The organism is Pseudomonas sp. GW822-FHT02G04, from assembly GCF_058802085.1.
This window is the reverse complement of record NZ_JBXANU010000025.1, coordinates 83,688-98,255: the sequence shown is the minus strand read 5'-3', so window position 1 is coordinate 98,255 and position 14,568 is coordinate 83,688. Positions and strand designations below refer to the sequence as shown.

Sequence of the window (14,568 nt, the reverse complement as noted above, 5' to 3'; positions counted from 1 at the left end):
GCAGGCACAGCAAGGGGGAGCAAGCTCCCCCTTTAGTTTTTACCGGACACTAGTGACGCAGAGCGTGGGAACGATCAAGATCGCTGCGTTCGGCAGCTGCTACAGGGGGGGCACAAGATTTTGTTCACCCACACAAAATTATTTTCAAGCCTCGCACCATCACCCGAGCCATCCTCGGGTTCGTCATTCTGTCATCTGCAACGCCCCATCAAGCCCTCCAGCCAGGCTTTGGCCAAACCGCCGAAAATCTCGGGCAAACCCCGCTTAAAACTCGGTGAAACACCCGAGAATCCGCCGAAAAATCAACGCCCGGCTCCCGAGGTTTTTTCCTTTATCTGTCACTGGAAGCTGCGAACTTCTGACCCATGGCCTCACCCCATACGCCGTTCGACCCACGCGGTTCCGGGCACAGGACTTGAGCGCCATGGCGTCATGCACGAGCAACTCACCCAACGTACGAACACGATGAAAGGAGACTCTTCATGTTTAAGCGCAACGTTCTCGCGGTATCCCTGACCCTCGCTGCCCTGTGCTCGGCACAGGCTGCAATGGCTGACATCAACGGTGGTGGCGCGACCCTGCCACAACCGCTGTACCAGACCGCCGGCGTACTGACCACTGGCTTCGCCCCCTACATCGGTGTCGGCAGCGGCAACGGCAAGGCTGCTTTCCTGAACAACGACTACACCAAGTTCGTGGCCGGCACCACCGGCAAGAACGTGCATTGGGCCGGTAGCGACTCCAAACTCAGCGCTACCGAATTGAGCAGCTACGTGTCGGCACATGGCGCTGCCTGGGGCCCATTGATCCAGGTGCCTTCGGTGGCCACTTCGGTTGCCATTCCATTCAACAAAACCGGCACCGCCAACGTTGATCTGAGCGTCAACCAACTGTGCGGCGTGTTCTCCGGCCGTCTGACCGACTGGAGCCAGATCACCGGTTCCGGCCGTACTGGCGCGATCAACGTGGTTTATCGTGGTGAAAGCAGCGGTACCACTGAGTTGTTCACTCGCTTCCTGAACGCCAAATGCGCCGAGACCGGCACCTTCGCCATCACCACCAACTTCGCCTCCAGCTACAGCGGTGGCCTTCCAGCCGGCGCCGTTTCCGCCACCGGCAGCCAGGCTGTGATGACTGCGTTGAACGCTGTTCAGGGCCGCATCACCTACATGAGCCCGGACTACGCAGCGACTACCCTGGCCGGTCTGGACGACGCCACCAAAGTCGCCAAGGTTGCCGGTGTTTCGCCAGCGCCTGCCAACGTGTCGGCCGCTATCGCTGCCGTCGCCGTGCCTGCCGTCGCCAACCGCTCCAACCCGAACGCCTGGGTACCGGTGTTCGCCGCCACCACCAGCCCGACCGATCCAAGTGTCGTGGCTTACCCATCCACCGGTTACCCGATCCTGGGTTTCACCAACCTGATCTTCAGCCAGTGCTATGCCGACGGTACCCAGAGCACGCAAGTGCGTGACTTCTTCACCCGTCACTACGGTGCCAACGCCGCCACCAACAACGACGCCGCCATCACCGCCAACCGCTTTGTGCCGCTGCCAGCAGCCTGGAAAACTGCAGTACGCAGCAGCTTCCTGACCGCGACCAGCGCTCAGAACATCGGCAACACCAACGTCTGCAACGCCATCGGTCGTCCGCTGTAACCCTCGCTTCAACGACCCGCAATACCCGATCAGCAACGGCGCAGGCCGTTGCTGATTTTTTGCGTGTGACCCGGGCAAAACAGCCAGATGAATATTGCGTGACAGAAGTTCGGTCGCGCCTTGGCGAAACCGCCTATCCCCTATAAGCAACGCTGGCCGCTTGATAGCGCGGCGTTGCAGACCTTCTGCAAATCGAAAGGATGAGTAGTGATGCTGCGCTGCAAACCTCTGGCAAAACCGAGTGCTTCGCGTCGTGATGGTGAGCTGTCGATATTGCGGCTCAAGCCGTTGGCTCAGGCCATTGCGCTGTTGATGGTGACCGGCAGTGCCCATGCGGCGACGGCATTCAGTTCCAGCTGGTTTGCCGCCAAGGGCGCGGCGCAGTCTGCCGGCGCGGCGCGGCCAGGGGCGGCCGTGCCGGGGATGCCGCCACCGTTGGCACAGCAACAAAAGGCTAATCAACAGTTGCAGCGTTCACTGACCAACCTCAACAACACCGTGGCCGCGATTGCCGCGCAGCAAGCCGCGCAAGCGGCGGGGCGGCAGGCTGCGTTCGGTCGGGTGCAGACTGTGCCGGATGGTTTGGGCGAGGGCGGTTTGCAAGTCGACAACAGCCTGACCCAGGGCTGGGCCAATGCCCAGGCGCCGGAGCAAAGTCAGGCCGATGGCAAGACCACGGTGAAGATCCAGCAGACCGCCGACAAGGCGATTCTCAACTGGGAAACCTTCAACGTCGGGCGCAACACCACCGTGGACTTCAAGCAGCAATCGAACTGGGCGGTGCTTAACCGTATCAACGACCCGAGTGCGCGCCCCAGTCAGATCCAGGGGCAGATCAAGGGCGACGGCACGGTGATGCTGATCAACCGCAACGGCATCGTGTTCAGTGGCACCAGCCAGGTCAACGTGCGCAACCTGGTGGCCGCCGCCGCGACGATCACCGACGTACAGTTCAGTCAGCGCGGCCTGTATGTGGACGCCACCGGCAGTCAGCCGACCTTCGCCGGTGCCGCCGGCAAAGTACTGGTGGAGCGCGGTGCCTTGATCGAAACCCACAAGGCGGCATCGTCCACCGATGCGGGTGGTTATGCGTTGCTGCTCGGTAGCGAAGTGGAGAACGCCGGTTCCATCGTCACCGCCAAAGGCCAGACCACGTTGGCCGCCGGCGACAGCTTTTACATCCGTCGCGGAGTCGGCACCAGCGGCAACCTGCGCTCGACCACCCGCGGCAACGAAGTGGCCACCGCGCTCAAAACCGGCAGCAGCGCCGGTACGGTGATCAACAATGGCCTGATTCAAGCGTCGACCGGCGACATCACCTTGACCGGGCATCAGGTGCAGCAAAACGCCGTGGCCGTGGCCAGCACCTCGGTCGACATTCGCGGCACCGTGCACCTGCTCAACTCGGCCACCGACAGCACTGGCAGCGTGACGCTCGGTCAGGGTAGTACCACGGCGATCCTGCTCGATGCCGCTGGTGGCTCGGCGTTGGACAGCCAGCGCAATGCAGCTCTGGCGGGGCTCGACGGTTTATCGAACACGCTCAACACCGGTCGTTTCAACAACCTCAGCAGTGTGGCTGACCGCACCGACCAGTCGCGGGTCGAGATCGTCAGCGGCGGTAGCGTCGATTTCCAGAACGGTTCGATCACCCTGGCCACTGGCGGCCAGGTTGCAGCCAGTGCCGGACGTCGCAGCCTGGTGCGAGAGGGCGCGGTGATCGATGTGTCCGGTGCCATCGGCGTCAAAGTGGCGATGGAATCCAACAGCATCAAGGTCAACGTCCAGGGCAACGAGCAGCGCGATGCCCCGGTCAACCGCGATGGCGGCAAACTGAGCAACAGTGACGTGTGGGTCGATTTGCGTGAGCTGGTGCATGTACCCGCCGGTACTAACGGCTACGCCACTGATCGCTGGTATACCGCCGGTGGTTTGCTGGAAGTGGGCGGCTATCTCGGCACGCAAAATCACAGCGTCGGCGAATGGATGGCCCAGGGCGGGACTTTGACGTTCACCGGTAATGACGTGGTGACTCAGCAGAGCGCGCAGCTCAACCTGTCGGGCGGCACGCTGGATGTGCAGAGCGGTTACGTGCGCCAGTCCTGGCTCAAGGGACCGAATGGCCGCTTGTATGAGTTGTCGCGGGCACCGGGGGACATTCTTTATTCTGGGCTTTACAACGGCTATGAAGATCACAGCGAACGCTGGGGGCAGACCGACTATTACTACAGCCCGCTGATCGCACCGAAGCAACGGTTCGAGGACGGTTACACCGTGGGCCGCGACGCCGGCAAACTGGTGATCGCCACCACCAGCGCGGTGCTCGAGGGGCAGATCGTCGGTGAAGTGTTCAAGGGCGAGCGCCAGACGCAAGCACCGAACCCCGGCCTCGACGGCTACCAGCAAACGCAGACCGCCGTCGCTCGACGGGCACAGTTGCTGGTCGGTAACTACACGCCGATTTACGACACCACCACGGGCTCGCTCAACAGTGGCCTGAACCCGACGCTCAATCAGGTGCTCATTGGCGATGTCGAGCAGAAGATCGCCGCCGGCCTTGACCTGACCTCTGTAGTTGCCAGTGATCGGCAGGGGAAACTGCAACTGGACGGCGATCAACTCAGTGGTTTCCAGCTCGGCGCGCTGAAGGTCGCGGTCCGGCAACAGGTTCAGGTCGATAGCGCACTGACCGTGGCTGACGGCGGCGAAATCACCCTGTATGCCCCGCAAGTCACTGCCAACGCTGACCTCACCGCTCGCGGTGGCAGCATTCGTCTGGGCAACGTGCTCAAACAGGTCAATATCGACAGCAACTTCGTGGTCGGCGATGTGATCCTGGCACCCAGCAGTGGTTTCAAGGCTCAGGTAACGGTGGCTGATGGCGTGCGACTGAACACCGCCGGTCTGTGGAGCAACCTGCTGCTTGATGCCAGCGACAGCACCCGTTTGCCGTACCTCAATGGCGGCGCGGTGTCGTTGCGCAGCACCGGGGATATTGACTTGCAGGCGGGCAGCTTGATTGATGTGTCTTCTGGCGGCGCGGTTATGGCCGACGGCAAGACCCGGGGCGGCAAGGGCGGTGATCTGACCCTGGTAGCGGGTGACAGCAACACATCAGGGACGGGGTCGTTGACGCTCGGGGCCGAGTTGCGCGGTGAAGGCGTGACGGGTGGCGGCACCTTGAAAATCCAGTCCCATAAGGTGGAGATCGGCGAGGCGGCCGCCGCGCCCGGGAGCAACACGCTGCACTTGGCCGCCGACTTTTTCAACAAGGGTTTTTCGGCTTACGACATCACCGGCAATGAAGGCTTGATCGTCGCGGACGGCGCCCAGGTCGAGGTGACTACGCCGGCCTATCGCTTTGGCGAAGACGCCGCGAGGACGGCCACTGGCGCGGAACCGGCGACGGCGCTGGAGCGTTGGCTGCCGACCCTGTATCAGGAAAATCCGCTCAAAGGCGTGCTGACCCAGCGTCACGGCGCCAGCCTGAGCCTGAATGCCGGCACCGCACAATCCGGTGCTGCCGACATGGCCAGTACGGCATTGACCCTTGGCCAGGGCTCAGCGATCAGCGTTGACCCTGGCCAGTCAATCAACCTGCGCAGCATCGGGCAACTGACCGTCAACGGCACGCTGAATGCCTGGGGCGGGCAGGTCACGCTGGGCGCGCTGAGTGTCGCGGCGCCGGTGTCCGAGGCAGTGAACGCCATCGGTCATGGCCGTTCCATCTGGCTTGGTGAACAGGCGTTGATCGATGTCGCGGCCCGCGCGGCGACGGCGGTCGATGTCCGTGGCAGGACCTATGGGCAGGTGCGCAATGGCGGCCAGATCGTGATTGGAGGCCAGATCGACAGTAAAACCGGGATAGCCACGGCGTCCGATCTGTTCGTGGTACTGCGTGAAGGTTCGCGCCTGGAAGCCTCAGGTACCCAGGCGCTGCTGGACATCACCGGTCAGGGCAAAACCTGGGTGGCGAGTAACGGCGGGAGTATTTCCCTGGGTTCCAACAATGGCTTGTATCTGGACGGTAGCTTCAACGCCAAGGCGGGCGGTGCGGGGGCGGCGGGCGGCAGTTTGTCGGTGGCGCTCGAAACACCTTACTACCCGAACGCCACCGTCACGGATCGGGTGTTGCAGGTCCGTGAGTTGATCCTCAGCCAGACGCATTTACCTGGCACCTTGAATGGCTCACCTGAAGAGAATGGCGGTTCGCTGGTCTATGGTCGCGGCCAATTGGGCGTTGATCAGGTCCAGGCCGGCGGTTTCGACACCGTGGCGCTGCTCAGCAATGGCTTGTTGAGCGTGGCTGGCGATGTGTCGCTGACCACCGGCCAAAGCCTGAGCCTGTATTCCCGGGGCATTGGTCTGGCCAAGGGCGCCGCCGCCAATACCCGGGTTGAGCTGAACGCGCCGCATGTGCTGTTGGCCGGGATTCTGGCTGCGGATGCGACAGGCAAAGAAAACTACCACCGGCCAGTGATCGAGGGCTCGGTTTCTACCGCGAATAATCAGGCGTTTTTTGCAGTCAATACTGATCTGCTTGATATACAAGGCAGCGTGGCTTTCAGCAGACAAGGCACGTTGCGACGGGCCGACAATTCGACCCTCGACGTTGAGCGTGAGGGCTTCGACCAGGTTCAGTTGAACAGCCGCGGCGATTTGCGCTTCCTCGCTGGCGTTGGCGGGGATGACATGCCGGTCGGCTTTAGCACGCAATTGATCACCCCGGGCGATATGACGTTGCAGGCTGCACAGTTGTATCCGGCGACGGGTGTCGGCGCTCGGGTGTTGGCGGGGTTAGGCAAAAACTCCTTGGGCACGATGGTCTATGACCCGTCACGATCGTTGGTCATCGGTCGTGTGGGAGACGTGACTCAGCCGGTGCCGTATTCAGTGTTCGGCCGCTTGCAACTGGGTGCGGCAACGATCAAACAAGGTGGCGTCGTACGCGCACCTTTGGGGCTTCTCGAAATCGGTACAGCGACGTTGCCGTACACAACGAACGTCGAGTTGCTTCCCGGCAGCCTCACCTCTGTCAGTGGCAAAGGTCTGGTGTTGCCCTATGGCGGCACCGTCGATGGTCAGACCTACAGCTACGGCGGCAAGAATGTGGCACTGGTCGGCCAAGGATCCGTGCTCAATGAGAACGGTGATCTGACGGTCGGGGTGATTTTGGGCGGGCAGTCGATCACGGCACAGCAAGGCTCCGTACTGGACCTGTCCGGTGGCGGTGATTTGTTGGGGGCCGGGTTTATCTCCGGCCGTGGCGGTTCGACCGATGCCCGTTACAACCCGCTGGTGCAAATCGGCGCCAACGGTGGTTTTACCTTGCCGGGCCTTTCCAGCAACCCGGTGTACGCCATCGTGCCGGGCAACCAGAGTCTTTACGCACCAGTGGCGGCTGAAGGTGGCGCGGTCGATCCGGTGATCGGTCGTCAAGTCACCATTGGTGCTGGCGTGCCCGGGCTGGCGGCCGGCACCTACACGCTGATGCCTTCCACCTATGCCATGTTGCCGGGGGCGTTCCGGGTCGAGGTCAACGGTCTGGCGGGATTGGGCACGGTGGCTGGCGCGCAACGGATGCGCAATGGTTCGTGGACCACCGCCGGTACGCTTTCGGTGGCCAATACCGGACTGCGTGACAGTGTCGCGAGCCAGTTGATCCTGACCTCGGGTGACGTTTTGCGCCGTTATTCGCAATACAACGAAACCAGCTACGCCCAGTTTGCGGTGGCCGATGCCGCGCGGTTGGGTGTCCCACGGGCGATGCTGCCGGTGGATGCCAAAACCCTCAAACTGGCCTTGCTCAAGGGCACCAAGGAACAGGCGTTTTCCTTTAACGGCACCGGCAAATTCGACGCGGCACCGGGTGGGTATGGCGGTACCGTAGTGGCATTGTCGGCCATCCCCAACGTCGATCTGGAAATCGTTGGTGGGGGGCAACAGGCTACCCCGGCCTTCGCCGGCATCACGCTGGATGCCGACAGCCTGAATGCCTTGCAGGCGACGCGGTTGATGGTCGGTCGACTGCCTTACGTGCTCTATGGCCAGGGCGGTAACTACATCAACTTTACCGGCGTTGGCGCCAGTTCGAACATTACCCTGCGCCAGGGGGCGACCCTCTCGGCCCCGGAAGTTTTCCTGGTGACCGGCAACGGTAACCTGGTGGTCGAGCAGGGCGCGATGATCAACACCATTGGCCGAGGCGCTGCGTCGTTTGATGCCCGGGACGGCTTCGTTTATCAGGCGACCAACCTGCTCGCGGCCTCCAATGGCTTGCTCAACGTGCAGTTGGCGCCCAATACCATCAGTGGTTCGATCAGCGTGGGCGGCTGCGACAGCCTGTGCACCGGGCAGACACGGCTTTACTCCGAAGGCAGCCTCGTCGCGGCCACGGGCAAGACACTGGAACTGGACGATCAGGTGCGCTACGGCACGCGCCACCTGACCCTGGCCGTGGGCAACATCAACGTCGGCAGCAGCCAGGCATTGACCGATGCCGCGACGCGCAACGTATTGCCCACCGGTTTGAGCCTCAGCCAGCCAGTGCTTGAACGCTTGTTGCAGGGCGATACCGAGTACGGTGCGCCGGCGCTGGAAACCCTTGAACTGTCGGCCCGCGAAGCACTGAATTTCTATGGCAGCGCCAGCCTCGACACCTACGATGTCCAGACCGGTCGTTCGCGGCTGAGCAACCTGATGCTCACCACCCCGGCGATGTATGGCGCTGGTGGCGCGAACGACGTGGCGACGATCCGCACCTCCAACCTGATCTGGAACGGCGCCAAAGGCGTACCCGGCACCGTGATCGCCGGCGGTGCCGGTACCGGTAGCGGACGCCTGGATATTCAGGCCGAGCGCATCGAGTTCGGTTACGGCGACTTTGCCCAGCCCAACTCGGTCGATAGCCTTGATCGTCTGGCGTTGGGCTTTGCCAGTGTCAATCTGACGGCCAGCGAGCGCATCACCGCCAATCACAAAGGCAGCCTCGCGGTGTACCAGACCCAGGGCGCCTTCGATGCGCAAAAGGGTTTCAGTTACAGCGGCGGCAACCTGAACATCGTCACGCCGTTGATGACCGGTGAAGCCGGGTCGGTCAACCACATCACCGCCGGTGGCGCCATCAATGTCGGCGGCACGGCCAAGGCTGTGACTGATGCAAACGGCCTGGGCGCCGAGCTGTCGATGCGCGGCAGCAGCATCAACCTGGCCAGCGCGGTGGTGCTGCCCAGCGGCAAGCTGACCCTCAACGCTACCCACGACCTGACACTGGCCGATGGCGCGCTGATCGATGTGGCCGGGCGTGCCATTGTTTTCAATGATCTGACGAAGTACAGCGGCGGCGGTGAAGTCATTCTGCAGAGCCGCAACGGCAACATTCTTCAGAGCGCCGGCTCGCGGATCGATCTGTCGGCGCGCAATAACCGCGCGGGCCAACTCAGCGCCGTGGCACTGGGCTCGGCGGCCGGAATGGTCGACCTGCAAGGCAGCATTTTGGGTAGCAGCAGCGGTGAATACGACGCCGGTGGCACCTACATGCCGTATCAGGCCGGTGAGGTCGAGATCCAGGCTCAGCGCCTGGGTGGCAGTGGCAATTTGAGTGAGCAGTTCGCGGCGCTCAACCAGCGTTTGAATCAGGGCGAAGTGTTCGGCTCGCGCAGCTTCCAGCTCAAGCAGGGCGACCTGGCAATCGGTAACGACCTTAAAGCCTCTAACATCACTGTGTCGCTGGATAACGGCAGCCTGTGGGTCAATGGGACGGTAGACGCCAGTGGCGAGCGGGTCGGCAGCATTAGCCTGTCGGCGAAAAACAACTTGACCCTGGGCAGCGGCGTCTTGCTTGACGCCCATGGCCGCCGACTGAGGGTAGACAGTTACGGCAAGATCATCGATTCGCCGAACCGCGCTATGGTCGACCTGACCTCACGCGAGGGCGTATTGACCCTGGCCAGCGGTGCGCGCATCGATTTGCGTCACGGCACTGATGTCGCGGTCGGCAATCTCCCGGGGCAGAACGATGGCCGTGCTCGCGGCACCCTGGAACTTAATGCACGGCGCATGGGACTCAATGCTCCCGATCCGGTCTACGGGGACATCGCCATTGATGCCAGCGGCAATCTGGATATTCAGGGGGCGCGTTCCATCGCCGTGAACGCCACTTGGCAGTACGACGATGCACCGCTGGGCATTGACCCGGCGGCCAGCGGCCGGCCGTATCAAGTGATCGATCAGGGTTATCTGGACGGCAAACATCAACAGAGCATCCAGTTCATCAACGCCGCGCTGGCCAACAGCGACTTGATGCAACGCAAGCTGGCGGGCCTGAACAACGCCCGGTATGCCGATGCCTTCCATCTGCGGCCAGGGGTCGAAATTGTCAGTTCCACCGCCGATGGCGACCTGGTGGTGCAGGGTGATCTGGACCTGTCCGGTTACCGCTACGCCAGCGTCAATCCGCACACGCAGAAGACTTCGGTTTACGGCTCTGGCGAATCCGGCAGCCTGACTTTGCGCGCCGGTGGCGACCTGAGCATCTACGGCAGCATCAACGACGGTTTTGCACCACCCCCCGCGACCCAGGACGACAAGGGCTGGGTGCTGCTGCCGGGTATCGATTTCACCGGTGGCGATATCGTTGTGCCGGGCGCCGGTGTCACCCTGGCCGACGGCACCGCGTTCCCGGCCGGGACGACTTTGAACTACGACGTACCGCTCAAAGGCGTGACGGTGGTCGCCGGCACTCGTTTACCGATGGCCGTGACACTCGCTCAGCCACTGGTACTGCCAGCGGGCACTGTTCTGGCGGCCGACGTGCGCGATAACGTGGGCAACCTGTTGTTTGCCGCCGGCACCTTGTTGTCGCAAAACGTAACCCTGGCCGCCGACTCTCAATTGGGAGCCGGGAGCCTGTTGACCAGCGCCGCGTCCTTGCAAAACTTTGTCTGGCCCAAGGGGGTGCCGTTGCCGAGTGTCGCGGGAGCAATGAATGCTCAGACCAATGTGTTGAATCTCGTCGGCAGTCTGGCGCTGGCCCGTGGCGCGCTGATTCCGTCCGGCACCGATGTGAAACTGCCCACCGGGGTGGATTCGGTGCAGTTGCGTCCGGAAGTCGCCGGACGTCAGGGACGGATCTGGGCCATCGCCTCAATGCTGGAGCCGGGCTCACAGTCATGGTCACTGCGCCTGGTTGCCGGGGCGGATACCGAGGCGGCCGACAGCCGCGTTGTTCAGCCACAAGCGGCCCATGGCGACCTGCATCTGGCCGACAGTCATTACGGCATGTTCGGCAAGGCCAAGAGCGGTTCGATGATCTGGAGCCAAGAGGGTGCGGACGAGCTCGGTGACTCCTCGATCGCTGGCCAGCCAATCGACCTGGACTACATCAAGGCAACGGTCGGCTACGACTCGATTGAAGCCATGTGCGCCGATGTGCCGTACTGGTGCGTGGCGTCGGGTGGCACGAGCTACGAGTTGGTCCCAGGCAGCACGCGCTTGAGCGTACTGCGCACGGGTACCGGCGACATTGAGTTGTTAAGCGCTGGCGACCTGCGCATGGATTCGCTATTTGGCGTCTACACCGCCGGCAGCTCGTCGGGGCCGACACAAGCCAATGATCCGTACAACCAGGCCAAAGGCCGCGGGGCATTGGGTACGGTACTCAATGACGCGAATGGCAGTTACGAGCATCTGGTCAATGGCGGTCCCGACAGCGTCTATCGGGCGTGGTACCCGGATGCTGGCGGTAACCTGACGCTCAAGGTCGGGGGCAACCTCACCGGCAACATCACCGCACCGGCCAATGCGATCGGCCGGCCCAACAATGCGGATGCCGGTTATGACTCGGCAAACGTGGGCAACTGGCTCTGGCGTCAGGGCGATGGCGGGGTGGCAACCGGCGGTGCGGCGCAGCCTACGGCGTGGTGGATCAACTTCGGTAGCTACACCGCTTCGATGGTCGGAGGTGGCGCCGATCAGATGGTGGGCTTCACCGGTTACGGCACCCTGGGCGGTGGTGACCTGAATGTGCAGGTGGCGGGTGATGCCGGGGTGTTGAATACCCTGGCCGGCAGCACGTTCAATTCCAATATCAACCCACGTAGCCAAGGGCTGGTACTGGCAGTGGGCAGCACCGGGCGTGTGGGCGCCGATGGCAACGTGCAACTGACCGGCGGTGGCGACCTTGACCTGCGTGTCAGCGGCGCAATCAATCCGGCCAGCACCATCGTCACCGGGCATCTCAACGGAGCAGTGATCGATCTGCGCGGTCATGCTCAACTCGACAGTGCATCGATGGGCAGCCTCAACCTTCATTACGGCAGTGTGTTGAACGACCAGTCTCCTGGTGAAACCCGTGCCTATGACGTATTCCGTGCGACCCGTGGCCTTGCGGCGGGCGGGCTGACATTGATGCCCGGCGATGCCACGTTTGCCTTGTCGACGTCTGGAGATTTGGTCGTACAGGATGTCGCGGATCCGGGGCGTGCGCCGTTGATGAGCGGTTCGGCGTTTATCTCTGGCGCCGGCGTTCAGGGGCTGGGGCGCAGCTGGTTCACGTTGTGGACAGAGCGCACCGCCATCGATCTGTTCTCGGCGGGCGGTAATCTCACGCCTTACACCCAAGGTGTGGAGACGGACCTGGCGGTGGTTTACCCCTCCATTCTTCGTGCCGTTGCGGCCAGCGGCAATCTCTACTATGGCGAAGCCAGCAGGCTGGGGACCGGTGGTGGCGTGAGCAATCGCCGCCCTGCGTTAGTACTCGCACCGTCGGCGAGCGGGGAATTGCAGTTTCTGGCCGGTGATTCCATCTATGGCGGTGATCTGACTGTCACTCAATCGAATGCATCCGGCAGTGCGATGGCCACCCCGCAACGACCGGCATTTGTCGCAACCGTCACCACAGGAATCACCCAAGCCATCGTCAGCAGCAATCTTTCCGAAACCGGCAACCGTTACGGGGCCGGCTCTAGCATCTTCCCACTGTTCGCCTTTGGTCCAGACAGTGCGGCCGGTGAAGGGGACGCTAATGCCAACCCCGCTCGCTTTTACGCCGTGAACGGCGATTTGCTGGCGGTCAGCAGCGGTCGGGCAATGACCTTTACCACACCCGGTGATGCTCGTCTGGGGCAAACCTGGTATGAGGGCGGCGGGCCGGTCTGGATGATGGCCGGGCGAGACATCGTCAGTAGCGGAACCGGGTTGAGCGGTGGTCAGGGCGGTGACTCAGTTGTGGGGGCGTATACCCACGCAGGCAACCTGTTCATCCACAACAACCCGAATGACATCTCCATCGCCTCCGCCGGACGCGACATCCTCTACAGCAACTTCAACGTCGCCGGTCCCGGCACACTGGAACTCAGTGCCGGGCGCAATTTGCTGATGGAAGACAAGGTCAGTGTGACCAGCATCGGTGCCGTGGTGCCAGGGGATTCCAGAGCCGGAGCGAGCATTGTGATGCAAGCCGGGGTTGGCGCCAGCGGGCCAGACTACGATCGCTTCATCACCCCCTATCTGTCGGCCGCGAACCTGGCTGAGGCCGGTCTTGGGCTGGCCAGTCAGGACGGTAAAGTCGCCAAGATCTACGAAACCGAACTGGCCGGCTGGCTGGCCGTTCGCTATGGCTTCAGCGGAACCCCGGAGCAGGCGCGCAGCTTCTATGCAGCGCTGCCGGCCGAGCAGCGTCGAGTGTTTGCCCGCGAGGTGTACTTCGCCGAACTCAAGGCCGGTGGCCGCGAATACAACGAAGAGGGCGGAGTGCGTCAGGGTAGCTACGTGCGGGGTCGCGAGGCCATCGCCGCATTGTTCCCCGAGAAAGATGTGGCGGGTAACCCGATCAGCTACAAGGGCGATATCACGCTGTACGGCGGCGCCGGTGTGCACACCGATTTTGGTGGCGGCATCCAGATGCTCACGCCGGGCGGTGGCCAGATCTTCGGCATCGAAGGCACGGCGCCGCCGTCCACGGCCGGTGTGATCACCCAGGGCGAGGGCGATATTGAGCTGTATGCCAAAGGCAGCATTCTGCTCGGCCAGAGCCGGATCATGACCACCTTTGGCGGCTCGATCCTCGGCTGGTCGGCCCAGGGCGACATCAACGCCGGTCGCGGTTCGAAAACCACCGTGGTCTACACGCCACCCAAACGTCTGTACGACACCTGGGGCAACGTGACCCTGTCGCCATCGGTGCCGAGCACCGGTGCGGGGATCGCGACATTGAACCCGATTCCCGAGGTGGCGCCGGGTGACATCGACCTGATCGCACCGCTGGGCACCATCGATGCCGGCGAGGCGGGGATTCGGGTGTCGGGCAACGTCAACATCGCGGCATTGACGGTGGTGAACGCGGCGAACATCCAGACCCAGGGCAAGTCGTCCGGTGTACCGATGACCGCTTCGGTGAATACCGGTGCGATCACCTCGGCCAGCTCCGCTGCGTCGTCGGCCACCCAGGCGGCGGAGGACGTGGCGCGTCAGCAGCAGGCTGCGGCGCGGCAGAATCAGGCGTCGGTGTTCACCGTGCAGGTGTTGAGTTTCGGCTCCGAGCAACTGGCGCCGACCCGCGATGGCGCCAGCCGCGCACCTGAGGCCGGGTACAACCCGAACAGTCCGGTGCAGGTGCTGGGTGCCGGAACCCTGGATGAATCGGCCCGGCAGCGCCTGACCGAAGAGGAGCGGGGCAGCCTCACGTTATAGAACTCTCGTTGTAAGTTTGGGCGACCTTTGGGTCGCCCTTTTTTTTACGAGTCCGGCGAGTGTACAGACACACTGATCGTTCCCACGCAGAGCGTGGGAACGATCAAATCAGGCGACATCAATGTTGACTGTATCGACGTCTTCGCGGGCAGCCCGCTCGGGCTGATCTGGCCCTCTTTTGAAATGAAGCTTTTGTGACAAAAGTTCGGTAGCACAAAGCCAT

The 14,568-nt window shown here is 62.6% G+C and carries 2 protein-coding genes; both read left to right on the top strand.

The annotated features are described in order from the left end of the window. Positions 1 to 482: 482 nt before the first annotated feature. Positions 483 to 1,655, top strand: a complete 1,173-nt coding sequence (locus AC1RO5_RS24955; protein ID WP_493178219.1) for a substrate-binding domain-containing protein — start codon at positions 483 to 485, stop codon at positions 1,653 to 1,655. A gap of 210 nt (positions 1,656 to 1,865) precedes the next feature. Further along, on the top strand, positions 1,866 to 14,345 hold the full coding sequence (locus tag AC1RO5_RS24950; protein ID WP_493178218.1) for a filamentous hemagglutinin family protein: 12,480 nt from the start codon (positions 1,866 to 1,868) through the stop codon (positions 14,343 to 14,345). Positions 14,346 to 14,568 lie beyond the last annotated feature (223 nt).